The sequence below is a fragment of the Burkholderia sp. PAMC 26561 genome (assembly GCF_001557535.2).
GTDB lineage: Bacteria > Pseudomonadota > Gammaproteobacteria > Burkholderiales > Burkholderiaceae > Caballeronia.
Map to the genome: position 1 here is coordinate 1,703,671 of NZ_CP014306.1, position 25,157 is coordinate 1,728,827.

The 25,157-nt window shown below is 60.7% G+C and carries 19 protein-coding genes; 16 read left to right on the top strand and 3 right to left on the bottom strand.

Annotated elements, in window-relative coordinates:
- The first annotated feature begins 176 nt into the window (after positions 1-176).
- The 10 genes from AXG89_RS07995 (at position 177) to AXG89_RS08040 (ending at position 12,409) form a co-directional block, all read left to right on the top strand.
- A complete protein-coding gene (locus AXG89_RS07995) occupies positions 177-566 on the top strand; it encodes an FmdB family zinc ribbon protein (protein ID WP_075358958.1) in 390 nt (129 codons plus the stop codon).
- A gap of 177 nt (positions 567-743) precedes the next feature.
- A complete protein-coding gene (locus AXG89_RS08000) occupies positions 744-1,421 on the top strand; it encodes a DUF502 domain-containing protein (protein ID WP_062170418.1) in 678 nt (225 codons plus the stop codon).
- 77 nt (positions 1,422-1,498) lie between these two features.
- The gene (gene aspS / locus AXG89_RS08005) at positions 1,499-3,301 is read left to right on the top strand and encodes an aspartate--tRNA ligase (protein ID WP_062000673.1); all 1,803 of its coding nucleotides are present in this window, start codon (positions 1,499-1,501) and stop codon (positions 3,299-3,301) included.
- A gap of 111 nt (positions 3,302-3,412) precedes the next feature.
- Positions 3,413-3,889 carry a dihydroneopterin triphosphate diphosphatase gene (nudB, locus tag AXG89_RS08010; RefSeq protein ID WP_062170420.1) on the top strand — a complete coding sequence of 159 codons (477 nt, stop codon included), beginning with the start codon at positions 3,413-3,415 and terminating at the stop codon, positions 3,887-3,889.
- Positions 3,889-5,166, top strand: a complete 1,278-nt coding sequence (gene clsB / locus AXG89_RS08015; protein ID WP_062169092.1) for a cardiolipin synthase ClsB — start codon at positions 3,889-3,891, stop codon at positions 5,164-5,166. The genes nudB and clsB overlap by 1 nt, the downstream gene beginning before the upstream one ends.
- A gap of 182 nt (positions 5,167-5,348) precedes the next feature.
- Positions 5,349-5,963, top strand: coding sequence for a TetR/AcrR family transcriptional regulator (locus AXG89_RS08020; RefSeq protein WP_062000674.1), 615 nt, complete (start codon positions 5,349-5,351; stop codon positions 5,961-5,963).
- 70 nt (positions 5,964-6,033) lie between these two features.
- On the top strand, positions 6,034-7,821 hold the full coding sequence (locus AXG89_RS08025) for an acyl-CoA dehydrogenase C-terminal domain-containing protein (protein ID WP_062169094.1): 1,788 nt from the start codon (positions 6,034-6,036) through the stop codon (positions 7,819-7,821).
- A gap of 75 nt (positions 7,822-7,896) precedes the next feature.
- The gene (locus tag AXG89_RS08030) at positions 7,897-10,332 is read left to right on the top strand and encodes a 3-hydroxyacyl-CoA dehydrogenase/enoyl-CoA hydratase family protein (RefSeq protein WP_062169096.1); all 2,436 of its coding nucleotides are present in this window, start codon (positions 7,897-7,899) and stop codon (positions 10,330-10,332) included.
- A gap of 26 nt (positions 10,333-10,358) precedes the next feature.
- A complete protein-coding gene (locus tag AXG89_RS08035) occupies positions 10,359-11,558 on the top strand; it encodes an acetyl-CoA C-acyltransferase (RefSeq protein WP_062169098.1) in 1,200 nt (399 codons plus the stop codon).
- 86 nt (positions 11,559-11,644) lie between these two features.
- Complete coding sequence (locus AXG89_RS08040; RefSeq protein ID WP_062169100.1) at positions 11,645-12,409, top strand: enoyl-CoA hydratase; 765 nt, start codon at positions 11,645-11,647, stop codon at positions 12,407-12,409.
- A gap of 83 nt (positions 12,410-12,492) precedes the next feature.
- Here the strand turns inward: AXG89_RS08040 and fdhD are convergent, their stop codons facing one another.
- Positions 12,493-13,323: a formate dehydrogenase accessory sulfurtransferase FdhD gene (gene fdhD / locus AXG89_RS08045; protein WP_062169102.1), complete on the bottom strand. Its 831-nt coding sequence runs from the start codon at positions 13,321-13,323 to the stop codon at positions 12,493-12,495.
- Between the two features lie 194 nt (positions 13,324-13,517).
- On the opposite strand from fdhD, the gene AXG89_RS08050 reads away from it, so the two are divergent.
- Together AXG89_RS08050 and AXG89_RS08055 are read left to right on the top strand one after the other, a co-directional pair.
- On the top strand, positions 13,518-13,994 hold the full coding sequence (locus AXG89_RS08050; RefSeq protein ID WP_062169104.1) for a nitrate reductase associated protein: 477 nt from the start codon (positions 13,518-13,520) through the stop codon (positions 13,992-13,994).
- Positions 13,995-14,097: 103 nt separating this feature from the next.
- Complete coding sequence (locus tag AXG89_RS08055; RefSeq protein ID WP_069638341.1) at positions 14,098-17,283, top strand: sensor domain-containing protein; 3,186 nt, start codon at positions 14,098-14,100, stop codon at positions 17,281-17,283.
- Here the strand turns inward: AXG89_RS08055 and AXG89_RS08060 are convergent.
- Positions 17,229-17,639, bottom strand: coding sequence for an acyl-CoA thioesterase (locus AXG89_RS08060; RefSeq protein WP_172811905.1), 411 nt, complete (start codon positions 17,637-17,639; stop codon positions 17,229-17,231). The genes AXG89_RS08055 and AXG89_RS08060 overlap by 55 nt on opposite strands.
- Before the next feature lie 278 nt (positions 17,640-17,917).
- On the opposite strand from AXG89_RS08060, the gene AXG89_RS08065 reads away from it, so the two are divergent.
- A complete protein-coding gene (locus AXG89_RS08065; RefSeq protein ID WP_062169106.1) occupies positions 17,918-19,792 on the top strand; it encodes an ABCB family ABC transporter ATP-binding protein/permease in 1,875 nt (624 codons plus the stop codon).
- A 57-nt stretch (positions 19,793-19,849) separates the two neighbouring features.
- On the opposite strand, the gene AXG89_RS08070 is transcribed toward AXG89_RS08065, so the two are convergent.
- Positions 19,850-21,241 (bottom strand): MFS transporter, encoded by a 1,392-nt coding sequence (locus tag AXG89_RS08070; protein ID WP_062169108.1) that lies wholly within the window; start codon positions 21,239-21,241, stop codon positions 19,850-19,852.
- A gap of 287 nt (positions 21,242-21,528) precedes the next feature.
- Between AXG89_RS08070 and AXG89_RS08075 the strand changes: the two genes are divergently transcribed.
- The 3 genes from AXG89_RS08075 (at position 21,529) to AXG89_RS08085 (ending at position 25,095) form a co-directional block, all read left to right on the top strand.
- The gene (locus AXG89_RS08075; protein ID WP_061998417.1) at positions 21,529-22,497 is read left to right on the top strand and encodes a LysR family transcriptional regulator; all 969 of its coding nucleotides are present in this window, start codon (positions 21,529-21,531) and stop codon (positions 22,495-22,497) included.
- 109 nt (positions 22,498-22,606) lie between these two features.
- Positions 22,607-23,920 (top strand): Glu/Leu/Phe/Val family dehydrogenase, encoded by a 1,314-nt coding sequence (locus tag AXG89_RS08080; RefSeq protein WP_061998418.1) that lies wholly within the window; start codon positions 22,607-22,609, stop codon positions 23,918-23,920.
- A gap of 281 nt (positions 23,921-24,201) precedes the next feature.
- Positions 24,202-25,095, top strand: a complete 894-nt coding sequence (locus AXG89_RS08085) for a glutamate/aspartate ABC transporter substrate-binding protein (RefSeq protein ID WP_056355718.1) — start codon at positions 24,202-24,204, stop codon at positions 25,093-25,095.
- Positions 25,096-25,157 lie beyond the last annotated feature (62 nt).

Below are 25,157 nucleotides of genomic sequence, written 5' to 3' on the forward strand. Positions count from 1 at the left end.
AAAATTACGCGCGGCCGGCTCGCGCGCCGCGTTTCGGCGATGTAAAACGCGCGCCCACCTGTTGCATCGGGTTGCAAAGCCGCGCGGGCGGGGCCGAATTTAAGGGGTCGCTGATGGTTTGCGGCTATAATTCAAGGCTTTGCAAGCGCCGAAACGTTAATCGTAGGAAGAGTGCCATGCCGATCTACGCGTACCGCTGCGAGTCATGCGGCTTTCAGAAAGACGCGCTCCAGAAAATGAGCGATGCGCCGCTCAAGACCTGTCCGGAATGCGGGAAGGACACGTTTGCCAAGCAGGTCACCGCTGCAGGCTTTCAATTGAAGGGCTCCGGCTGGTACGTGACGGATTTCCGCGGCGGCAATAACGGCGCGCCCGCGGCAGCCAAGAAAGATGAAGGCGCCAAGGCCGAAACGAAGAGCGAAAGCGCATCGGATTCGAGCAACTCGGGCAAGGAATCGCCGAAAAGCGATTCGTCCACGGCGAGCGCACCGGCATCGGACAGCTCGAAGAGCAGCGCGTCGTCCACCCCGGCGGCATCGAAACCGGCTGCTCCGGCATCTAATTGACGCTTTTCCGGCTCCTGAAGCGAAGCGCGAAGTCTGCAACGGAAACGAAGTCCGACCCGCGCGATCACTTTCACCGCGCTCAAACGCTCGATCTGTCCGATCGCACGCACGCAGATGTCCGCCTGAAACTCAAGCTGCACATTGGGCGGCGAACCAGCCAAACCGTGGATTCCAGCGGTGCGGCCTTCCGGCTGTGTAAATGACGACCAAAAGACTACGTTGAAATCCGTGTTCGCGACTGGCTTGCTGGTGCTGGTGCCGCTCGCCATCACCTTGTGGGTGATCGGGCTCGTGATCGGAACCATGGACCAGACGCTGCTGCTCCTGCCGGAATCCTGGCAGCCCGAGCGCGTGTTCGGTTTCCATCTGCCGGGCCTGGGCGCCGTGCTCACGCTCGCGTTCATTTTTGTCGTGGGCTTGCTCACGCAGAACTTCGTCGGCCAGAAACTGGTCGAGTGGTGGAATGTGATCGTGCGTCACATTCCCGTGGTCGGACCGCTGTATACCAGCGTGAAACAAGTGTCGGACACGTTGCTTTCGAGCAGCGGCAACGCGTTCCGCAAGGCACTCCTGATCCGTTATCCTCATTCGGGTTCGTACACCATCGGGTTCCTGACGGGCATTCCAGGCGGCGACGTCGTCAATCACCTGACCGAAGAACATGTGAGCGTCTACGTGCCGACCACGCCGAATCCCACCTCGGGCTTTTTCCTGATGGTGCCGAAAAGCGAAGTCATCGAGCTCGACATGTCCGTCGATGCTGCGTTGAAGTACATCGTGTCAATGGGAGTCGTCGCGCCGTCCATGCCGCAAGTGCAGGCCGCGCCGCGCCGTCCTGTCGACCCGCCGCTGTAATGCCGGCGCGCCGCGAACGCCGTTTTCCGTATGTTTGCGCGCGCCGTTGATCAATGAATAACGAAAGACACAACATCATGTCGATGAGATCTGAATACTGCGGTCTGGTGACCGAAGCCCTCCTGGGCCAAAGCGTTTCGCTGTGCGGCTGGGTACATCGCCGGCGCGATCACGGCGGCGTGATTTTTATCGATCTGCGCGATCGTGAGGGCCTCGTTCAAGTCGTGTGCGATCCGGATCGCGCCGAGATGTTCAAGGTCGCCGAGGGCGTGCGCGGCGAGTTTTGCGTGCAGGTGAAAGGTATCGTGCGCGCTCGGCCCGAAGGCACGGTGAACGCTGGCCTGACGAGCGGCAAGATTGAAGTGCTGTGCCACGAGCTGAATGTGCTGAACCCGTCGGTCACGCCGCCGTTCCAGCTCGACGACGACAACCTGTCCGAAACCACGCGCCTCACGCATCGTGTGCTCGACCTGCGCCGTCCGCAGATGCAGCAGAACCTGCGCTTGCGGTATCGCGTGGCAATCGAAGTGCGCAAGTACCTGGACGAGCAGGGTTTCATCGACATTGAAACGCCAATGTTGACCAAGAGCACGCCGGAAGGCGCGCGCGACTACCTGGTGCCGTCGCGTACGAACCCGGGTCAATTTTTCGCGTTGCCGCAGTCGCCGCAATTGTTCAAGCAGTTGCTGATGGTCGCGAACTTCGATCGTTATTACCAGATCGTGAAGTGCTTCCGCGACGAAGACCTGCGCGCCGATCGTCAGCCGGAATTCACGCAGATCGACTGTGAAACGTCGTTCCTGAGCGAGCAGGAAATCCGCGACTTGTTCGAAGCGATGATCCGTCACGTGTTCAAGAAGACCATCGACGTTTCGCTCGACGAAAAATTCCCGGTCATGCTGTATTCGGAAGCCATGCGCCGCTTTGGTTCGGACAAGCCGGACCTGCGCGTTAAGCTCGAATTCACGGACCTGACGGATGCTGTCCGTGACGTTGATTTCAAGGTCTTCAGTACGCCGGCCAACTCCAAGGATGGCCGCGTGGCGGCAATCCGCGTGCCGCGCGGCGGCGAGATGACGCGTAGCGAGATCGACGGCTACACGGAGTTCGTGCGTATCTACGGCGCAAAGGGCCTGGCCTGGATCAAGGTGAATGACATCGCGAAGGGCCGCGATGGCCTGCAAAGCCCGATTGTGAAGAACCTGCACGACGCATCGATCACCGCGATCATTGAACGGACCGGCGCGCAAGACGGCGACATCATTTTCTTTGCGGCGGATCGCGCGAAGGTGGTGAACGACAGCCTGGGCGCGCTGCGCCTGAAGATCGGTCACTCGGAATTTGGCCGCGCGAACGGCCTGTTCGAATCGGGCTGGAAGCCGCTGTGGGTCATCGATTTCCCGATGTTCGAGTTCGATGAAGAAGACAACCGCTACGTGGCCGCGCATCACCCGTTCACGAGCCCGAAAGACGAGCATCTGGAATATCTGGAAACAGATCCGGGCCGCTGCCTTGCCAAGGCTTATGACATGGTGTTGAACGGCTGGGAAATCGGTGGCGGGTCGGTGCGGATCTATCAGGAAGAAGTGCAGAGCAAGGTGTTCCGCGCGCTGAAGATCAACGCTGAAGAAGCGCGGATCAAGTTCGGCTTCCTGCTCGACGCGCTGCAGTACGGCGCGCCGCCGCACGGCGGTATTGCGTTCGGTCTGGATCGGATTGTCACGATGATGGCCGGTGCCGATTCGATCCGTGACGTGATCGCGTTCCCGAAGACGCAGCGCGCGACCGACTTGCTCACGCAAGCCCCGAGCGAAGTGGACGAACGGCAGTTGAAGGAACTGCATATTCGTTTGCGCCAGCCGGAACCGAAGGTGCAGTAAGCCGTAATCCATCTGCAACATCCGAAACGAAAAAGGCGCTTGATGCGCCTTTTTCGTTTTTTGGGTTACATTCTTCGGCCAGCTTCCACGAATGGCCGCACCGTTTCCAAAATGCCCAAGCCGCCAAAAATTCCCGAATCCGTTCTTGTTGTCATCCATACGCCCGAAATGGACGTGCTCGTCATCGAGCGCGCCGACCGGCCGGGATTCTGGCAGTCCGTGACGGGCTCGAAAGATCACATCGATGAACCCTTCGCCCTCACCGCCGCGCGTGAAGTGGCCGAGGAAACCGGCATCGTGGTCGGAAGCCCGGGCGTGCCCGAGCGTTCGCTCATCGACTGGCATCATGAGATCGAGTACGACATCTATCCCGAATGGCGGCATCGCTATGCTGAAGGCGTGGTGCGCAACGTCGAGCACCAGTTCAGCCTGCTCGTGCCGCACGGCATTCCCGTCACGCTCGCGCCGCGCGAGCACACCGCATTTCTCTGGTTGCCGTTCCGCGAGGCCGCGGCGAAATGTTTCTCGTCGTCCAATCGCGAGGCGATCCTGCAATTGCCCGAGCGGCTCGCGGAGCACAGCCGGTGATGGGTTTCGGCGGACCTTCGCGTCGCTTTGCGCGACTCAAGCAGGCGCTGTTTCGCGGCCGCCGCCCGGGAAGGTTGTGCTTCACGATCAACAACACGGTCAAATTGCTCAAATCGGGCGATGCGTTTTTTCCGGCGCTGATTGGCCGCATCGACGCCGCGAAGCACGAGGTCTCGCTCGAAACCTATATTTTCTGCGATGACGCCGCCGGCCGCGCCGTTTCGACCGCGTTGATGAACGCGGCGCGGCGCGGCGTGCACGTGCGCGTTATCACGGACGGCATCGGGACGGCGAAGCTTCCGCTTTTCGATGAATGGCCTGCAGCGAACATCGAACATCGCATCTATAACCCGCATCTGTTCGGTCAGCTCGGGTTCTCGCGGACGCATCGGAAACTGGTGGTGATCGACCGGCAGATTGCGTTCTGCGGCGGCATCAACATAGTCGATGACTACGAGCAGAATGGCATGCGCATCGAATTCGCCCGATGGGACTTCGCGCTGGAGGCGCAGGGGCCCGTGGTATCGGATGTTCGCGAGGCCTTCGATCTCCAGTGGCAGCGGATCCGCCTCGGCGTGAAACCGCGCACCGCACGTCCGGCGGATCAGGGCGGCACGCCCGGCGATTCATCCCGTAGCAGCCGGCGCGCGCTGCGGGCGCGTCTGCGGGCGCGGCGCGGCATGATTCACGCCGTAGACCGGCCGTGCGTGGCGTTCGTCGCCCGCGATAACCTCCTGAATCGGCGGGCGATCGAAAAGGCGTACCTGGCGGCGATTTCGCACGCGGAAAAAGAAGTGATGCTGGCGAACCCGTATTTCATGCCGGGCCGCAAGCTGCGCCGCGCGCTGGTTCGCGCAGCACAGCGCGGCGTACGTGTGACGCTGGTGATCGGCAGGAAGGAGTTTGTCGCGCTCGACTATGCGACGCCGTTTCTGTATCGGAACTTGCTGAAATCGGGCGTGCGGATCGCGGAATACGAGAAAACCATGCTACATGGGAAAGTCGCCGTGGTGGATTCGAACTGGGCGACGGTCGGCTCGTCCAATCTCGACGCGCTCAGCCTCGTCTTGAACAACGAGGCGAACATGGTGCTCGTGAATCACGAGAACGAGATCGTGAAGTTGCGTGACGCGATCATTGCGGCCTACGAAGACGCCCGGCCGATCACGCTCGAACAATACGCGGCGCGTCCGGCTGGTGAGCGCCTGCTTAATTGGCTTGCCTACAACGCGTATCGCACGATGATGAAAATGCTCACCATCGGCCGATACGATTGACGTGCTCGGGCCACTACCACTGGCTGCAAGGCCACAAACCGGCACAAACTTGAGCCGCGTCTAACGACGCGATGAAAAGTTAGACCCCGGTTTCTAATAAAAAGCTTGTTTCAGGAACGGTCGGCTACAATAATCGTACGGCCGTTCGATTTTATTTCGATTAAATGAAAACGGTAAAAATCATGCGAAAAGGCGAACAGACACGAGTCGCAATCCTCGACGCCGCGCTGGACCTGGCTAGCCGGGACGGACTCGAAGGTTTGACGATCGGCTTGCTGGCCGAACGGATGCAGATGAGCAAGAGCGGCGTGTTCGCGCATTTCGGCTCGCGCGAGGACCTGCAGGTCGAAGTGGTGAAGGAGTATCACCGCCGCTTTGAGGATGAAGTGTTTTACCCGAGCCTTCGCGAAGCACGCGGTTTGCCGCGTTTGCGTTCCATGCTGGCGCGCTGGATGGAAAAGCGCATCGAGGAGGTAACGACGGGCTGTATCTACATAAGCGGTGCGGTGGAGTACGACGATCGCGCCGACAGTGCAGTCCGCGAGCAACTGGTGCATAGCGTGACGATCTGGCGAGCAGCGCTTACGCGGGCGATCAACCAGGCGAAGGATGAGGGGCATTTGCGTGCAGATACAGATCCTGCGCTGATGCTTTTTGAACTCTATAGTTTCACGCTCGGTCTGCATCATGACGCGCGCTTCCTGCACTTGCCGGAGGCCGTGCAACTGACGCGGGACGCGCTGGAAAAAACGATTGTTTCGTATCAAAGCAACGGCCGCCAGGCGTCGACGAATTAGCAGCACGCGGTAGCACAGCGGATTCGGCGGCGCTCAGGGCCCAAGCTTCCTGGACACTTGGAGATGAAGAATGGGACAGTACACCGCGCCGCTGCGTGACATGCAATTCGTGCTGCACGAGTTGCTCAACGTAGAAAACGAGGTCAAGAACATGCCCAAGCATGCGGATCTCGACGCTGACACGATCAATCAGGTTCTGGAAGAAGCCGGCAAGTTCTGCGCCGAGGTGCTCTTTCCGCTGAACCAGGTTGGCGATCGTGAAGGCTGCACGTACGAAGGCGATGGCGTCGTGCGCACGCCGGCGGGCTTCAAGGAAGCCTATAAGCAATATGTTGAAGCTGGCTGGCCGGCTCTCGGTTGCGATCCGGAATACGGCGGCCAGGGCTTGCCGGCGTTCGTGAACAACGCGCTTTTTGAAATGCTGAACTCGGCGAACCAGGCCTGGACGATGTACCCCGGCCTCTCGCATGGCGCCTATGAATGCCTGCACGCGCACGGCGCGCCCGAGTTGCAGAAGGCCTATTTGCCGAAGCTCGTGGATGGCACCTGGACCGGCACGATGTGCCTGACCGAACCGCACTGCGGCACCGACCTCGGCATGCTGCGCACGAAGGCCGAGCCGAACAGCGACGGCTCGTACGCCATCAGCGGCACGAAGATCTTCATCTCCAGCGGCGAACATGATCTGGCCGAGAACATCGTGCACCTGGTGCTGGCTCGCTTGCCGGGCGCACCGAGCGGCACGAAGGGCATTTCGCTTTTCATCGTGCCGAAATTCATTCCGACCAATGCCGGCGCGCCGGGCGAACGCAATGGCGTGAAGTGCGGTTCCATCGAACACAAGATGGGCATTCACGGCAATTCCACGTGCGTGATCAATCTGGATTCAGCGAAGGGCTGGCTTGTCGGCGAGCCGAACAAGGGCTTGAACGCCATGTTCGTGATGATGAACGCCGCGCGTCTGGGCGTCGGCATGCAGGGGCTCGGACTGACGGAGATCGCGTATCAGAACTCGCTCACGTACGCGAAGGAACGCCTCCAAATGCGTTCGCTGACCGGTCCGAAAGCGCCGGAGAAAGGCGCTGATCCGATCATCGTGCATCCGGATGTTCGTCGCATGTTGCTCACGCAAAAGGCCTATGCCGAAGCGGGCCGCGCGTTCACGTACTGGGCGGCGCTCAACATCGACAAGGAACTGTCCCACGCCGACGAATCAGCGCGCAAGGACGCCGCCGATCTGGTCGCGTTGCTGACTCCGGTCATCAAGGCCTTCCTGACGGACAACGCGTTCGAAGGCACGAACATGGGCATGCAGATCTATGGCGGCCACGGTTTCATCTCCGAATGGGGCATGGAGCAATACGTTCGCGACGCCCGTATCAACATGATCTACGAAGGCACGAATTCGATTCAGGCGCTCGATTTGCTCGGCCGCAAGATTCTCGGCGACATGGGCGCAAAGCTGAAAAAATTCGGCAAGCTCGTCACGGACTTCGTGGAAGAAGAAGGCGTGAAGCCGGAGATGCAGGAGTTCATCAACCCGCTTGCGGACATCGGCGACAAGGTGCAGAAACTGACGATGGAAATCGGCATGAAGGCCATGCAGAATCCGGACGAAGTCGGCGCCGCTGCCGTGCCTTATCTGCGGACGGTCGGGCATCTGGTGTTCTCGTATTTCTGGGCGCGCATGGCGCGGATCGCGCTGGATAAAGAAGCCGAAGGCGATCCGTTCTACAAGGCGAAGCTCGCCACCGCGCGTTTCTATTTCGCCAAGCTGCTGCCTGAAACGGCATCGACGATCCGCGCCGCGCGCGCCGGATCGAAGACGCTGATGGAATACGACGAAGCCTTGTTCTAGGCCTCTTTTGCACTGCGCTACGTCTTCAGCGGACGTAGCGCATCGTCATACCGAATACCTCTCCCGGAGACAAACGTGAGCAATCTGAACATACGCAAGGTGGCGGTTCTCGGCGCCGGCGTGATGGGCGCGCAGATCGCTGCGCACCTGATCAACGCCCAGGTGCCGGTCCTGCTGTTCGACCTGCCGGCCAAGGAAGGTCCGAAGAACGGCATCGCGTTGAAGGCGATCGAGAATCTGAAGAAGCTGTCGCCCGCGCCGTTCGGCGTGAAGGACGACGCGCAATACATCCAGCCCGCGAATTACGACGACGACATCGCTGCGCTTGCGGAGTGCGACCTGGTGATCGAAGCGATCGCCGAGCGCATGGACTGGAAGCACGACCTGTACAAGAAGGTTTCGCCGTATATCGGCGAGAAGGCGATTTTCGCGACCAATACGTCGGGGCTTTCGATCACGGAGTTGTCGAAGGGTTTCCCGGATGAACTCAAAGCGCGTTTTTGCGGCGTGCACTTTTTCAATCCGCCGCGCTACATGCATCTGGTCGAGCTGATTCCGACCGATACCACGCAGCCGCAAATCCTCGATCAGCTCGAAACTTTTCTGACGAGCGTGGTCGGCAAGGGCGTCGTGCGCGCGAAGGACACGCCGAATTTCATCGCGAATCGCGTGGGTGTGTTTTCGATTCTCGCGGTGATAGCGGAAGCCGAGAAGTTCGGACTGCGCTTCGATGAAGTCGATGACCTCACCGGTGCCCGTCTTGGCCGCGCGAAATCGGCAACGTTCCGCACGGCGGACGTAGTCGGCCTCGACACCATGGCGCACGTCATCAAGACAATGCAGGACAACCTGCCCGACGATCCTTTCTTCCCGTTGTACGAAACCCCGGCCGTGCTTGCCGCGCTCGTGAAGAACGGCGCGCTGGGACAGAAATCGGGCGCGGGTTTTTACAAGAAGGAAGGCAAGGCCATCAAGGTGCTGGACCCGAAGACGGGAACGTACGTCGATGGCGGCGGCAAGGCCGATGAACTCGTCGGCCGCATCCTGAAGCGCCCGCCTGCGGAACGCCTCAAGCTCCTGCGCGAATCGCAGCATCCTCAGGCGCAATTCCTGTGGTCCATTTTCCGCGATGTGTTTCATTACATCGGCGTGCATCTTGAATCCGTTGCGGACAACGCGCGCGATATCGATCTCGCGATTCGCTGGGGTTTCGGCTGGAACGAAGGTCCGTTCGAAGGCTGGCAATCGGCCGGCTGGACGCAAGTCGCGCAATGGGTGAAAGAGGATATCGATGCAGGCAAGGCGCTGTCGAAGGCGCCGCTGCCGTCGTGGGTATTCGACGGTCCCGTCGCCGAGAAGGGAGGCGTGCATACCGCGGAAGGATCGTGGTCGCCGAGTGCATCGAAATTCATTCCGCGTTCATCGCTCGATGTCTACAAGAAGCAGGTTTTCCGCGCGCCGCTGCTTGGCGAAGCGGGCGCCGATCCGAAAACCTACGGCAAGACGCTGTTCGAAACCGATGCCGTGCGTGCCTGGGTCGATGACCGCGCGGGCGAAGACGATGTCGTGATCGTATCGTTCAAGAGCAAGATGAACACGATCGGGCCGGCGGTGATCGAAGGCCTGACGAAGGCGATCGAACTTGCCGAAGCCGATTACAAGGGCGTCGTGATCTGGCAAACGTCGGCGTTGAAGCTCGGCAATCCGGGCGGCGCGTTCTCGGCCGGTGCGAACCTCGAAGAAGCGATGCCCGCGTTCATGATGGGCGGCGCGAAGGGGATCGAACCGTTTGTGAAGAACTTCCAGCAGGGCATGTTGCGCGTGAAGTACGCGAGCGTGCCGGTGGTCGCGGCCGTGTCGGGCATTGCACTTGGCGGCGGATGCGAACTCGCGCTGCATTCGGCCAAGCGTGTTGCACACATCGAAAGTTACATGGGGCTGGTGGAAGTGGGCGTGGGTCTGGTGCCTGCCGGCGGCGGCTTGAAGGAAGCGGCGTTGCGTGCAGCGACTGCCGCCAGCGCCGTCAACGCAACCAGCGACCTCCTGAAATTCCTGCAGAAATCGTTTGAGAACGCGGCGATGGCGAAGGTCTCGGCATCGGCACTGGAAGCGCGTTCGATGGGTTATCTCAAAGCGTCCGACACGATCGTTTTCAACGTGCACGAATTGCTCGATATCGCGAAGAAGGAAGCGCGTGCTTTGAGCGCTGCCGGGTATCGCGCGCCGTTGCGGGTTACCCAGGTGCCGGTGGCAGGACGCTCGGCGATCTCGACCATCAAGGCGTCGCTCGTGAACATGCGCGATGGCCGCTTCATCAGCGATCACGATTTCCTGATCGCGAGCCGTATCGCAGAAGCGGTCTGCGGCGGAGACGTGGAAGCAGGCAGTCTCGTCGATGAAGAATGGTTGCTGGCGCTCGAACGTCGTGCGTTTGTCGAGTTGCTCGGCACCGCGAAGACGCAGGAACGGATCATGGGCATGTTGCAAACCGGCAAGCCGGTTCGTAACTAGGCGCGTACGGGACAAAGGAGTTGCAAATGAGCAAACAAGTGCAGGACGCATACATTGTCGCCGCGAGCCGGACGCCTATCGGCAAGGCGCCGCGCGGGATCTTCAAGAACACGCGCCCGGACGAGCTGCTGGTCCACGCGATCCGTTCAGCGGTCGCGCAAGTGCCCGGGCTGGATACGAAGCTGATCGAAGACGCAATCATCGGATGCGCCATTCCCGAAGGCGAGCAAGGACTGAACGTGGCGCGTATCGGCGCGTTGCTGGCCGGCTTGCCGAACACCGTTGGCGGCGTGACCGTGAACCGGTTCTGCGCATCGGGCGTGACCGCGCTGGCAATGGCCGCCGACCGGATTCGTGTAGGTGAATCCGACGTGATGATCGCCGGCGGATGTGAATCGATGAGCATGGTGCCCATGATGGGCAACAAGCCGTCGCTGTCGCCGCATATCTTCGATCGCGATGAGAACGTCGGCATTGCTTACGGCATGGGTCTGACGGCCGAGCGCGTGGCCGAACGCTGGAAGATCAGCCGTGAAGCGCAGGATGCGTTCTCGGTGGAATCGCATCGGCGTGCCTTGGAAGCGCAGCGTACCGGCGAGTTCAACGATGAAATCTCCGCGTTCACGCTGAACGAACGGTTCCCGGACCTGGCGACGGGCGAGATTCGCGTCAATGCGCGCGAGATCAAGAACGACGAAGGCCCGCGTCAGGACACGACCATGGAAGGGCTCGCGAAGCTGCGCCCCGTCTTCGCCGCGAAGGGTTCGGTCACGGCGGGCAACAGCTCGCAGACATCCGATGGCGCCGGCGCATTGATCGTGGTCAGCGAGAAAATCCTGAAGCAATTCAACCTGACGCCGCTCGCGCGCTTCGTGAGTTTCGCGGTGCGTGGCGTGCCGCCGGAGATCATGGGCATCGGGCCGAAGGAAGCGATTCCGGCGGCGTTGAAAGCGGCAGGTCTGACGCAGGACGATATCGACTGGATCGAGCTCAACGAAGCGTTTGCAGCGCAATCGCTGGCGGTGATCCAGGACCTGGGGCTCGACCCGTCGAAGATCAATCCGCTTGGCGGCGCGATCGCGTTGGGCCATCCGCTCGGCGCAACGGGCGCCATTCGTGCCGCAACGGTCGTGCATGGTTTGCGCCGGCACAACCTGAAGTACGGCATGGTGACCATGTGCGTGGGAACGGGCATGGGCGCGGCGGGCATTATCGAACGGATGTAACGGTCAACGCGGCTTATCCGTAGAAGCATAACGACGGTTCGCGTGCCTTTTCGGTCCGCGAACCGTTTTTCATTCAGGAGACGAGAATGGACATCATCACGGAACACATCGACGGCGTCTTGAGCATCACGATCAACCGCCCGGCGCGCAAGAACGCGCTGACGGCCGAGATGTATCAGACCATGGCCGATGCTTTCTTCGATGCCGAAAACGATCCCGCCGTGCGCGTGGTGCTGATCCGCGCCGCGGGCGATACGTTCAGCGCGGGCAATGATCTCGAAGACTTCATGAAGGCGCCGCCCTCGAAGCCGGACGCGCCGGTGTTCCAGTTCCTGCGCCGCATCAGCACGGCCCAGAAGCCGGTCGTGGCGGCGGTAAGCGGCGGAGCAGTCGGTATCGGTACGACGATGCTGCTGCACTGCGACCTGGTCTACGCGGCATCGACGGCCAGGTTCGTGCTGCCGTTCGTGAACCTCGGGCTGTGTCCGGAAGCGGCGTCGAGCCTGCTTTTGCCGCGCATAGCGGGGTATCAGCGTGCCGCTGAAAAGCTGCTGCTCGGCGAGCCATTCGACGCAAGCGAAGCCGCGAACATGGGGATCGTGAACCGGGTTTTATCGGCGGAAGAAGTGGGCGACTTTGCGTTTGCGCAGGCGAGGAAACTCGCGGCGTTGCCGCCGGCATCGCTGAAGGCGACCAAGGCGTTGATGAAGGGCGGTCAGGCTGACGAAGTCAGCACGCAGATGGCGAAAGAAGCGGGATTTTTTGCGAGCATGCTGACCGCGCCCGAAGCGAAAGAGGCGTTCACGGCGTTCTTCGAAAAGCGCAAGCCGGATTTCAGCCAGTTCAACTGATCGGAAGGGCGCGTATCAAGGGTTGAGCACGCGCCCGTTGAGCACGCGCCGTTAAGCACGCGCCGTTAAGCACGCGCCCCCGTTCAGCCCGCGCCGTACTCCACGAACCCGTTCTCGCGTGCAAAACTGACTAGCCGCAATCCCGCCTTTTCCGCGATGGAAATCGCCAGCGAAGTAGGCGCGGATATCGTCACGAGCATGGGTACGCCGACGCGCGCCGACTTGCGCACGAGCTCGTAGCTCGCCCGGCTCGACAGGAACACGAAGCCTTGCGTGGTATCCACGCGCTGCAGTACGAGATGGCCGATCAGCTTGTCGAGCGCATTGTGGCGGCCGACGTCTTCGAATGCGTATTTGACGGCGCCGGTTTCGTCGCACCACGCGGCTGCGTGCAATCCGCCCGTCAACTTCGATAACCCCTGGTGCGCCGGCAGCTCACGCGCGGCATGGGCGATGGCGTCATCGGCGAGACGCTGGAGAAAGCCGGTATCCGGCACGCGTTCCGGTTGCAGATCCAGCAAATCGATACTTTCGATCCCGCACACCCCGCAACCGGTCCGCCCGGCGAGCGCACGGCGTTTCTGCTTCAACGCGACAAACGCCTGCTGCACCACTTGCAGATGCAGTTCCGCGTGTGGCAGCGTATCGCCCTCGGGATTGTGAAAAAACACCTCGATGTCGTGAATGTCGCTGCCGCGCTCCACGATCCCTTCGGTCAGCGAAAAGCCCACCGCAAAGGCTTCCAGATCACGCGGCGTGCACATCATCACGGCGTGGGAAATACCGTTATAGACGAGCGCGACGGGCCATTCCTGGCCGACGTCGTCGGCGGTCTCGCGAATCTCGCCCAGCCGGTGACGCCTGACGTGGCGTTCCACGTAGCCGGGTTGATCGTCGATATCCGTGTCATTCATGATCTGGCTCTCTTGCTAATTGCTTACGATGTCGCGTTTTAGCCGCGGCTTATCAGAATTTATAAGAGAAATCCGGGCATAACGCTTGCTGCTTTATGGTGCAACAGACACACTACAAGCCGTTCAAGGCCCTACGATAACCCACAGCGGCCTCACTCGCTTCCCTTGACCCTCTTGCCCACGAGGCACTCGCCATGGCACTTTACGACGCTCCGCGCCTGTTCGGATTCGAACTGGAGTCGACTGAGAACCTGAGCTTCATCCCGCTCGTCGTGCGTTTTAATCTGGATCGCTTCGGTCAGCGCATTTCCCTCGACGACTGGCGCCGTCTCCCGCACAGCGACCGCGAACTGCTTGCGCGCTTTCCGGTGGAGGACGACGCGGCGATCGAACCCGCGTTCGATCAGGCCATCGCCGAAATGCTGCGTACTCACGCGGATTCGAAACCCGTGACTTTCGCGCCCGACAGCGACCCGATCTGGGCGCACACGGACGTCGTGCCGGAAAGCGTGATCCGCCAGAGCAGCTTGTGCGGTATCGGTTCGCCGAGTCTTGGCCGTTGGTCCGAGCTGTCGGCCTTCCAGCGCTACGCGCTCGCGAAACTCTCGCGCAAGAGCGAGGTGAACCACGATTTCGTCCCCGCCATGAAAGAGTTTGGCCTGGCTGATTAAGCGCCTGCTCTAAATTCCCGCGTTTCCCCGCCGATAACCTGTATTCGAACCGACGACTCGCGTTTCATTCCCTCGAGCGCGCGTCGTGACGGTTATCGGAACCATGAAATCACTCTTTTCGCGCCGTCTGCTGGTCAACATCGCGGTCGTCCTCGTGGCGATGGGCGCGAACGCGTTCGTCGCGTACGAGCAGATCGGGCTGCAAGGCGATGCCGATGTCCGCACCCGCCGCTCGCTCAGCCTGATGCGCGACCTCGATGTGTATCGAAGCGCGCTTGGCGACAGTCTTCCCGAAATCGGCCGGTATGAAGCGACCGGCGTGCTCAAACCCGCCGATGTCCGGGCGGATATCGAATCGCATATCGACGCGCTGGAAAGCGGCCTGCGCGCGCAGTTCGCATTCGAGCCCGGCATGCAGAACGCCTTCGACGGCCTCGCGGAAAGCGCGCGCATCGCCAAGCGCGACGCGCATTCGGCGTTCGAACGCGCTGCCGCCGACGCACCCGGCGCCGAACGCGACTGGGCGCGCGCCGCGTTCGTGCGCCTGAGCGAAGACCAGGAAGCGCTCGATGTCGAGCTGACGCAACTGCGCGCGAAGGAAGCCGATTCGCTCGCCGCGACCTTGAACGATTCCGCACGTGCGTCGAGCCGCGCGGTGTTCCTGCTGATCGTGTCGATGCTCGCGGGCGCCGCCGCGCTCATGTACACCTTCGCGAGCCACGAGCGTTCGTCGCGCGACAAGCTGCGCATCGCGCGGGCCATGCAGCGCAGCAACGAGCGTTTCCGCGATCTCTTCGACGCGCATCCGGTGCCCATGTGGATCGTCGAGGCCGACACGTACCGTTTCGTCGCGGTCAATCCGGCGGCGCTCTCGCATTACGGCTACAACGAACTCGAATTCCTCACGATGACCGTGCGCGATCTGCACGCCGGCGACGACTTCCAGAACTTCGCCGCGCTGCTGGCGCGCAGCGCCGGCGATCATCCGGGAAGCCAGCATTCGGCGGGCGTGTGGCGTCACAAGCGCCATGATGGCGTCGAGGTCAGCGCCGACATCTCATCGCATGCGCTGACGTATTCGGGGCAGCCAGGCATCTTCATGCTGGCCAACGACGTCACCGACCGGATCAACGCGGAGACCGAAGCGCGGCGCTCGAAGCAGATGCTGGAATCGCTTATCGACAACGTCCCGCAGCGCATTTTCTGGAAGGATCTCGATTCGCGCTATCTGGGCTGCAACTCCGCGTTTGCCCGCGATGCCGGGCTCGCCAGCAAGGAACAGGTCGTCGGCATGACCGATTGCGCGTTGCCGTGGGCCGCGTCCGGCAAACTGCTTCGCGCCGAGGACAATATGGTTATCGCGACCGGGCAGCCGGTCATGAATCAGGAACGCGATTTTTTTGTCGGCGGCGAGTTGCGGACGTCGTTGACGAGCAAGCTGCCGTTACTCGACGGGGCGGGACGGATCATCGGCGTGCTGGGTTCCTACGACGACATTACCGGCCGCAAGCGCTCTGAACTCGCGCTGCGCCTGCAAAGCCGGGCACTCGACGCGTGCGTGAACGCCGTGCTGATCACTTCGACGACTGCCAAGGGCAACGTGATCGAATATGCGAATCCGGCGTTCAAGCGCATCACGGGTTACGACCCGTCGGATATCGTTGGCCGGGATTGCCGTTTCCTGCAGCGCGAGGATCTCGAACAGGAAGGGCTCAACGCGATCCGCGCGGGTCTCGCCGCAAACCGCGAAGTAAGCGCGGTACTGCGCAATTATCGAAAAGATGGCGTGCTGTTCTGGAATCAGCTTCTGGTCGCGCCCGTACCCGATGCAAACGGGCAAACGACGCATCACGTGGGCGTGATCAACGACGTCACCGAAGTCATCCGATACCAGGAACAGCTCGAATACCAGGCCAACTACGACGCCCTTACGCGCCTGCCCAACCGCAATTTGCTGCGCGACCGGCTGCAGGACGCAATCGAGCGCGCGCGTGCCGGCGACACGACGCTGGCGGTGGTTTTCGTCGATCTCGATGGCTTCAAGAACGTCAATGACAGCCTCGGGCACAGCATGGGTGATCGTCTGCTGTCCGTGGTCGCCGAGCGGCTTGCGAGGTGCGGCCGTACGGGCGACACCATTGCGCGTCACGGCGGCGACGAGTTCGTCGCGGTGCTGCCCGACATTGCGTGCGAGAGCGCGCTGATCAGATGGATGGAGCGCGTGCGCAGCGCGATTTCAGACCCGGTATGGCTCGACGGAACGGAGCTGTACGTGGGCTGCAGCATGGGCGCTAGCCTCTTCCCGCAAGACGGCGCGGACGCCGAGACCGTGCTCAAGAAAGCCGACCTGGCGATGTATCGCGCGAAGGACATGGGGCGCAACACCTACCAGTTCTATCAGCCTGAAATGAACGCGAACGTGGGCGCGCGAATGAACGTCGAACTGCGTTTGCGGCGTGCGTTGCGCGATGGCGAATTCCTGCTGCACTACCAGCCTCAAGTCGATCTCAAGACCGGCGATGTCGTCGGCATGGAGGCCCTTGTCCGCTGGATGGACCCGGAGTTCGGGCTGGTATCGCCGAATTCGTTCATTCCCATCGCGGAAGAATGCGGGCTGATCGGGCCATTGGCCGAGTGGGTATTGCGCGAAGCGTGCCGGCAAAACAAGGCGTGGCAGGAGGAAGGCTTGCCGGTCGTGCGGATGTCGGTGAATTTGTCGGCGCGGCAGTTCCAGCAGCGCGACATCCGGGAACTGGTGACGTCGGTGTTGACCGAGACGGGGCTCGAGCCAAAGTTCCTGGAGCTGGAGCTGACCGAAAGCGCAATCATGCACAACGCTGATGAAGCGGTGACCACTTTGTCCGATCTGGCGGCGCTCGGTGTTGGGATCGCCATCGACGACTTCGGCACCGGATATTCAAGTCTCGCTTATCTCAAGCGTTTTCCGGTGCACCGGCTGAAGATCGACCGCTCGTTCGTTGCGGATATCGGCACGCCGAGCGGCAACGAGACCATCACGTCGGCGATCATCGCGCTCGCGCATTCGCTCGAATTGCAGGTGATCGCAGAGGGCGTGGAAACGTCGGCGCAGCTCGATTTCCTGATTGCCCGCGACTGCGACGAAATGCAGGGCTTTTTCTTCTCGGCGCCGCTGCCGGCCGAGGATATCCCCGGGCTCTTGCTCAACAGCCACAAGTGGACCGCCGCGCGCAACGGAACGCCCGGCAGCGTGGGTCAGTCGAGGGCCGGCAAGGCGCGCGGACGCCGGTCGCTGTCGGTCGCCACATAAGTCAGCGTCGCCTCGGTCACCTTGACGACGTCTTGCGCGAGGCTCATGCGCTGCGCGTAGACCTCGACGGAAACCGTCACCGAGGTATTCCCCGTCTTCACGATATCCGTATAAAAGCTCAGCAGGTCGCCCACGAAGACGGGCTGCTTGAATACGAATGAATTGACGGAGATGGTCGCCACGCGCCCGTTCGCGCGCCGGCTCGCCGGGATCGATCCGGCTATGTCCACCTGCGCCATGATCCAGCCGCCGAAGACATCGCCGTGGACGTTGGCATCGGACGGTTGCGGCACTACGCGCAGTGCGACCGGCTTGTTCGGGAGTTGCAAAGAATCGGTCACGAGCTTGAGTTCCATGAGAAAGGTGGCGCTTTCGCGTTCCGGCTGTGAAGCGCGCCGTTGCGCCTTCTGCGACAATGCAGGATTAAACGATGTTGCCCCGCGCATGAGCGATCTTGGCTCGTTTAGCGGACTTTTAGCACCGAGTGCTACGCCCGCTTTACCAGCCGGCCGCGCGGGGTAATCATCGAATTGTACGGGAAAGCCCGCATTCTGAAACGGGCGCCCGCCCCCGATACATCCTGTGTCCAGCGTCGTTTCAGTATGCGGCGCGGACCTCTGCAGACCTCGAATCCATGCGCCGCAATTCGCTCTCCGAACCTGTTCCCCTTGCCAAAGGTCCGCGCAATGACTGGCAGACCATTCGCTCGCTGCTGCCGTACCTGACCACGTACAAATGGCGCGTGGCGTTTGCACTCACGTGCCTGATCGGCGCGAAGGTGGCGAACCTGGGCGTGCCGATCGTGATGAAGAAGGTCATCGACAGCCTCAGTTCCATCCAGCATCTGACCGCGCTCGGACGCGCGCAGGATTCGGCGGCGATCATCCTGATCAGCGGCGTGGGATTGCTCGTGGTGGCATATGCAATTGTGCGTCTGTCGACGTCGCTTTTCACCGAATTGCGCGAGATCCTGTTTGCGAAGGTCACCGAAAGCGCCGTGCGGCAGCTTGCGCTGAAGGTATTCCGGCACCTGCATTCGTTGTCGCTGCGGTTTCATCTCGAACGGCAGACCGGCGGCATGTCGCGCGATATTGAACGCGGCACGCGCGGCATTCAGCAACTCGTTTCCTATTCGCTTTACAGCATCCTGCCGACGCTCGTTGAAGTCGGCCTCGTGCTCGGCTTTTTTGTGACGAAGTACGAAGCGTATTACGCCGTCGTCACGCTGATTGCGCTTGCCACTTACGTGATCTTCACGATCAAGCTCACCGAATGGCGCACGCATTTTCGCCGCACCATGAACGAGCTCGATTCAAGGGCGAATTCACGCGCTATCGATTCGTTGTTGAATTACGAAACCGTGAAGTACTTCGGCAACGAGGAATGGGAAGCGCAGCGTTACGACGAAAATCTGCTTCGATACCGCGCGGCGGCGATCCGCTCGCAGCGGTCCTTGTCGGTGCTCAACTTCGGACAGCAGTTCATTATCGGCACGGGACTCGTGTTCATCTTGTGGCGCGCAACGCAAGGCGTGATTGCAGGACGCCTCACGCTCGGCGATCTCGTGCTGATCAACACGTTCATGCTGCAGCTTTATATTCCGCTGAATTTCCTCGGCGTGGTGTATCGCGAACTCAAGCAGAGTCTCACGGACATGGACCGCATGTTCACGCTGCTTGGCGCAGGTCGGGAAGTGCCCGACGCGCCCGACGCGATGCCGCTTGCCGTCAACGGTGCGCAAGTGCGCTTCGAAAACGTGAGCTTTTCCTACGAGAGTTCGCGGCAGATCCTGCATGACGTGGACTTCACCATTCCCGCAGGGACCACGACTGCGGTGGTCGGCCACAGCGGTTCGGGCAAGTCGACGCTTGGCCGATTGCTCTTTCGTTTCTATGATCTGGAGCGCGAGCAAGGCGGACGGATTCTGCTCGATGGCCAGGACATTCGCGACGTCACGCAGGATTCACTGCGCGCGGCGATCGGGATCGTGCCGCAGGATACGGTGCTCTTCAACGATTCGATCTACTACAACATTGCGTATGGCCGGCCATCGGCTTCGCGCGATGAAGTGATCGCGGCGGCGCGCGCAGCGCATATTCATGATTTCATCGAAAGCTTGCCGGCCGGGTACGAAACACCGGTCGGTGAGCGCGGGCTGAAATTGTCGGGTGGCGAGAAGCAGCGCGTGGCGATTGCGCGGACCCTGTTGAAGAACCCGCCGCTCCTCATCTTCGACGAAGCCACGTCCGCACTCGATTCGAAATCCGAACGCGCAATCCAGCATGAACTCGATCTGATCGCACGGGAACGTACGACGCTGATCATCGCGCACCGGTTGTCGACGGTCGTGCATGCGCAGCAGATCATCGTGATGGATCACGGACGCATTGTGGAGCGCGGGACGCACGCGGAGCTGGTGCGCGCCGGAGGCCTGTTTGCGCAGATGTGGGCGTTGCAGCAGCAGAAGGCGGCGGAGCCGGCGGACTCCATAGAAGCGGTGCGGGCATGAAAAAAGCGTCGATGCCGGCGAAAGGCATCGACGCTTCTTGGTTTGGGCTGCTTGACGTTATTCCGTGGCGTGCACCAGCGTGCCGGAACCGCCCGGCCCAACGCCGACCATTTCCGGCGATGCCCACGTAAGCCACTGCGTACGCAGCGCCAGCAGGAAGCCGAACGCGAACACGGCCAGCACGCCGAACGTCGCGAAGCCCATTTGATAGCTTCCGGTACTTTCCCTCGCCATCCCCATGATCACGGGCAGATAGAACCCGCCAATCCCGCCCGCAGCGCCAACAATTCCGGATAACAATCCCGTTTTGCCTTTCCACCTTTGCGGCACGAGCTGGAACGTCGAGCCATTGCCAAGCCCGAAGCACAGATAAAGGCAAACCAGCAAGGCGATTCCACCCGCCACCGGCGGCATCCAGATAGCAAAAGCGAAATCAGCCGCCGCGATCACAGCAAGCAGGACAAGCAGTGCACGCACGCCCGTGACGCGATCGGCAAGATACCCGCCAAACGGCCGCACAATAGCGCCGAGCGCTGCGAGCATCGCCATGAAGAGGCCGGCTTCGATCTTCGGCATTTGATAAAGATTGGTCAGCAGCAACGTCACATACGAAGACATGCCGACAAACCCGCCGAACGTGATGCTGTAGATCAGCATGACGACCCACGTATCGCGCTCGCCAAGCACCGCGCGATAATGTTTCGGCAACACGGCAATGGCGAGCAACGCGCCCAGCACCGGCAACAACAGGACGCCCGTGCGTCCCCCGCCGAACACACCGCCATACACCGCCAGCACCAGGGCGATCAAACCGGCTAACGTGATCCCGAAGCTGACCATCGCGCGCGAGGTGCTGCCGCTTTTCACCCCGCTATCCGATGCCCACGCAAACAACGCAATTGCCGTGATGGCGAGCAGGGGCAATGCGGCGGCGGTCGCCATCTTCCAGCCGAAGGCATCGGCGAGATGGGGGAAAAGGAAACCGTCGAGCACTGCGCCGATATTGCCCGCCGCAGCCAGCCCGAGAACCAGGCCCTGGACTTTCGGCGGATAGTTGCTGCCGGCCATCGGCAACGCAACTGCGAAGCTTGCGCCGCCCATGCCGAGAAACACGCCGAGAACCAGCAGCAGCGAATACGACGGTGTGCCCGACAACAGCGGCAGCACGATCGTCGGAACGGATGAAAGCAGCACGCCCATTAGCGCGACACGGCGGCCATCGGTAGATTGATACAGGTTGCCGAGCGTCACGCGCAGGATCGCGGCGGCGAGCACCGGCACCGCGACGAGGAAGCCTTGCTGCGCGGCGGTCATCGTGATGTCTTTGCTGATGAATGGCGCGAGCGGACCGTAGAGCACCCAGACGGTGAAGCCGGTATCGAAGTAGAGGAAGCACGCAACCAGCGAACGCCAGTTGCCGCTCTTCAGAGATGTGATCAGGTTTTTCATCGGGTCCTCGGAGTGGGACTGCAACGCGGAGCCGACGAGAATTTGCAAGCATCATGCCAATCAGATCCATCTTTTCAGCCAATGTCTCCAGAACGTATGTCAGCGCGCCTCAGCGTTTTGATCTGTCCCAATCGCCCTACCAATCGCACGCAACACCACGCACCGATACCACTTCCCCGCAGCACCGCCCATGTGCGGCCAGCGTGACAATGGTGCGAACCGTTCATGCGCAACGGTAAAATGCCGATGCGTCCCTGAACGCACCCCAACCAGCCCCAAGGCGCAGCATGGAACTGAAATGGCTCGAAGATTTCGTCTCCCTTGCGGAGACGCGTAGTTTCAGCCGGTCGGCCGAAATGCGGCATATCACGCAACCGGCGTTCTCGCGCCGCATCCAGGCCCTCGAAGCGTGGCTCGGCACGGACCTGATCGACCGGTCGGTGTATCCAACGCGCCTGACGCAGGCCGGACAGGTCTTCTACGAACAAGCCCTCGCGATGCTTTCTCAGTTTCACGAAGCCCGCACGCTTTTGCGCGGACAGACCGGTGTGCCCGATGCAACCATCGACTTCGCGGTGCCTCACACGCTTTCGCTGACCTATTTCCCACGATGGCTGCAGCACATCGAAGCGCGGCTCGGGCGCATCAACACGCGTTTGCGCGCGCTCAACGTGCACGACGCGGTGTTATCGCTGGTAGAAGGCGGCTGCGATCTGGTGATGGGCTATCACCATCCGAGTCACCCGGTCGCGCTCGATCCCGCGCGCTACGACATGCTCACGCTGGGCGCCGAATTGATCAGCCCGTTTTCATCGGTGAACAAAGGCGGAAGGGCGCGTCATGTCTTGCCCGGCGCCGCCGATGCCCTCATCCCGTATCTCTCGTACACGCCCAACGCCTACCTTGGACGGATGACGGAGGTGATCATCGCGACATCGCCGGCGCGGCTCTACCTTGAAAAAGTCTACGAAACCGATATGGCCGAAGGGCTCAAGGCCATGACCCTCGCCGGCCACGGCGTGGCGTTCCTGCCGCACAGCGCGGTCGCCAATGAAGTCGATGAAGGCCTCCTGATCCGTTTGGACCGTGGAACGCGCGGCACGCCCGCCGGTCAATTCACGCTGACCATGGAAATCCGTTTGTATCGTGACAAGATGGCGTCAAAAGGCGATGACCCGCGCCAGGCGCTGATGCGAAATCTCTGGGAAGCGGTCGGGGAGGAGATCTCCCGGTCGGTTGAAACCCAAACCCCGTAAGCGTTTTCGGCGTTATGCAAGATAAACATAACGCAATGATGAAACGGCATTGGATTTCAATAAGCGAATTTTCGACAATGAACGTATTCCACACAACGTTGGAGCTTCAATGTCTTCGCAGCAACCAGAACATCCTGCAGCCGTTGTTCAACACGCCATCCCGTCTTATCTCGATTCCACCCATCTCGGCCCCTGGGGCAACTATCTCCAGCAAGTCGACCGCGTCGCGCCGTATCTCGGCTCGCTGTCGCGCTGGATCGAAACCCTCAAGCGCCCGAAGCGCATCCTGATCGTCGATTGCCCCATCGAACTCGATAACGGCACGGTCACGCACTTCGAAGGTTATCGAGTGCAGCACAACATGTCGCGCGGACCGGGTAAGGGCGGCGTGCGATACCACCAGGATGTGACGTTGTCGGAAGTGATGGCGCTCTCAGCCTGGATGTCGGTGAAGAACGCGGCGGTGAACGTGCCGTACGGCGGCGCGAAAGGCGGTATTCGTGTCGATCCGCGCACGTTGTCGCGCGGTGAACTGGAACGCCTGACACGTCGCTATACCAGCGAAATCGGCATCATCATCGGGCCGAATCAGGACATTCCCGCGCCCGACGTGAACACCAACGAACAGATCATGGCGTGGATGATGGACACGTACTCCATGAACCAGGGCCAGACGGCAACGGGCGTGGTCACCGGCAAGCCGATCTCGCTGGGCGGCTCGCTCGGCCGCAAGGAAGCGACCGGACGCGGCGTGTTCGTGGTCGGTTCGGAAGCGGCACGCCGGATCGGCTTTGATATCGAAGGTGCACGGATCGCGGTGCAGGGCTTTGGTAACGTCGGCGGGATCGCGGCGCGCCTGTTCCAGGAAGCGGGCGCGAAAGTGGTTGCGGTGCAGGATCACACGGGGTCTCTCTACCAGTCGTCGGGTATTGACGCAGTCGCGCTGTTCGATCACGTAGCCAAGCATGGCGGCGTAAGCGGCTTCGAAGGCGCCGATGTGATCGGCAAGGACGAGTTCTGGACCATCGAAAGCGACATCCTGATTCCGGCCGCGCTCGAAGGCCAGATCACGGAAGAAAACGCGCCCAAGATCCGCACGAAGATCGTGGTGGAAGGCGCCAACGGCCCGACCACGACCGCAGCCGATGACATCCTCCACGACAAGGGCATTCTCGTGATTCCCGACGTGGTCGCGAACGCCGGCGGCGTGACGGTTTCGTACTTCGAGTGGGTGCAGGACTTCTCGAGCTTCTTCTGGACCGAAGATGAAATCAACCAGCGCCTCGAACGCGTGATGCGCGAAGCGTTCGCTGCGGTGTGGACTGTTGCAAGCGAGCACAACGTGTCCGTGCGGACGGCGGCGTTTATCGTGGCGTGTACACGGATTCTTCAAGCTCGCGAAATGCGCGGCCTTTATCCATGATTTTGGTCTCTGAGAACGTTTGCGTGCGCGGACTTTCATGAGGCCGCATTAAAGCAACAAACGCATCAATTGCCCGGTGGTGTCTCGAACGACACCCCGGGCTTTTTGCGCAAGAAATAAAAGAACTGAAGAGACGAACCACGATGACCGAAAAGTCGTTAAAGTGCGCGCTGCGCAAGGCATACAGCGGGTGTCTCAAAATTATCAAGTGTGGACAACATTCATTCTTTCAAATTTATTACCCTGCTAAAATTGCCCCGGTTTTCAAGGAGATCACGACCATGAAGTTTAAAAAAGCCGCACTGCTGCTCGCTGCATTGGGTGTTTTTGCCTCAGGCGCGCAAGCGCAAAATAACGACACGCTCAAGAAGATCAAGGATTCAGGAAATATCTACCTGGGCTTCCGCGAATCATCGATTCCGTTCTCGTATTACGACGACAAGCAACAAGTCATTGGCTACTCGTATGAGTTCGCTTTGAAGGTGGTCGACGCAGTCAAGGAAAAGCTCAACATGCCGAATCTGAAGATCCAGCAGAAGTCGGTGACGTCGCAAAACCGCCTGCTGCTCGTGACGGGTAATCAGATCGACCTCGAGTGCGGCTCGACCACGAACAACCTGGAGCGTCAGCAACAAGTCGCGTTCTCCAACACCATCTTCGTGATCAGCACGCGCCTGATGACCAAGAAGGATTCGGGGATCAAGGACTTTGCCGACCTGAAGGGCAAGACGGTCGTGACGACCGCCGGTACCACGTCCGAGCGCCTGCTTCGCAAGATGAACCAGGACAAGAGCATGGGCATGAACATCATCAGCGCGAAAGATCACGGCGATTCGTTTTTGACGCTGTCGACGGGACGCGCCGTTGCCTTCATGATGGATGATGCGTTGCTGGCCGGCGAACGTGCGAAGTCGAGCAACCCGCAGGACTTCGTGATTGTCGGTGCGCCGCAATCGCGTGAAGCCTACGGTTGCATGCTGCGCAAGAACGATCCGGAGTTCAAGAAGGTAGTCGATGACGCCATCGCCAAGGTCGAAACCTCGGGCGAAGGCGACAAGATTTACAAGAAGTGGTTCGAAAGCCCGATTCCGCCGAAGGGCCTGAACCTGAACTTCCCGGAAAGCGACGACATGAAGGCTCTTTTCAAGAGCCCGAACGACAAGGCTATCGACTAATCTCGATCTCGTCTGGATTGATGGAAACGGAAGGAGCGCTGCTTCTTCCGTTTTCTTTTGGA

Excerpts from the sequence above, each read along its gene's own strand:
- AXG89_RS07995 (WP_075358958.1), top strand. The coding sequence starts at position 177 with ATGCCGATCTACGCGTACCGCTGCGAGTCATGCGGCTTTCAGAAAGAC.
- aspS (WP_062000673.1), top strand. The coding sequence starts at position 1,499 with ATGTCGATGAGATCTGAATACTGCGGTCTGGTGACCGAAGCCCTCCTG.
- nudB (WP_062170420.1), top strand. The coding sequence starts at position 3,413 with ATGCCCAAGCCGCCAAAAATTCCCGAATCCGTTCTTGTTGTCATCCAT.
- clsB (WP_062169092.1), top strand. The coding sequence starts at position 3,889 with ATGGGTTTCGGCGGACCTTCGCGTCGCTTTGCGCGACTCAAGCAGGCG.
- AXG89_RS08020 (WP_062000674.1), top strand. The coding sequence starts at position 5,349 with ATGCGAAAAGGCGAACAGACACGAGTCGCAATCCTCGACGCCGCGCTG.
- AXG89_RS08025 (WP_062169094.1), top strand. The coding sequence starts at position 6,034 with ATGGGACAGTACACCGCGCCGCTGCGTGACATGCAATTCGTGCTGCAC.
- AXG89_RS08035 (WP_062169098.1), top strand. The coding sequence starts at position 10,359 with ATGAGCAAACAAGTGCAGGACGCATACATTGTCGCCGCGAGCCGGACG.
- AXG89_RS08040 (WP_062169100.1), top strand. The coding sequence starts at position 11,645 with ATGGACATCATCACGGAACACATCGACGGCGTCTTGAGCATCACGATC.
- fdhD (WP_062169102.1), bottom strand. The coding sequence starts at position 13,323 with ATGAATGACACGGATATCGACGATCAACCCGGCTACGTGGAACGCCAC.
- AXG89_RS08050 (WP_062169104.1), top strand. The coding sequence starts at position 13,518 with ATGGCACTTTACGACGCTCCGCGCCTGTTCGGATTCGAACTGGAGTCG.
- AXG89_RS08055 (WP_069638341.1), top strand. The coding sequence starts at position 14,098 with ATGAAATCACTCTTTTCGCGCCGTCTGCTGGTCAACATCGCGGTCGTC.
- AXG89_RS08060 (WP_172811905.1), bottom strand. The coding sequence starts at position 17,639 with ATGGAACTCAAGCTCGTGACCGATTCTTTGCAACTCCCGAACAAGCCG.
- AXG89_RS08065 (WP_062169106.1), top strand. The coding sequence starts at position 17,918 with ATGCGCCGCAATTCGCTCTCCGAACCTGTTCCCCTTGCCAAAGGTCCG.
- AXG89_RS08070 (WP_062169108.1), bottom strand. The coding sequence starts at position 21,241 with ATGAAAAACCTGATCACATCTCTGAAGAGCGGCAACTGGCGTTCGCTG.
- AXG89_RS08075 (WP_061998417.1), top strand. The coding sequence starts at position 21,529 with ATGGAACTGAAATGGCTCGAAGATTTCGTCTCCCTTGCGGAGACGCGT.
- AXG89_RS08080 (WP_061998418.1), top strand. The coding sequence starts at position 22,607 with ATGTCTTCGCAGCAACCAGAACATCCTGCAGCCGTTGTTCAACACGCC.
- AXG89_RS08085 (WP_056355718.1), top strand. The coding sequence starts at position 24,202 with ATGAAGTTTAAAAAAGCCGCACTGCTGCTCGCTGCATTGGGTGTTTTT.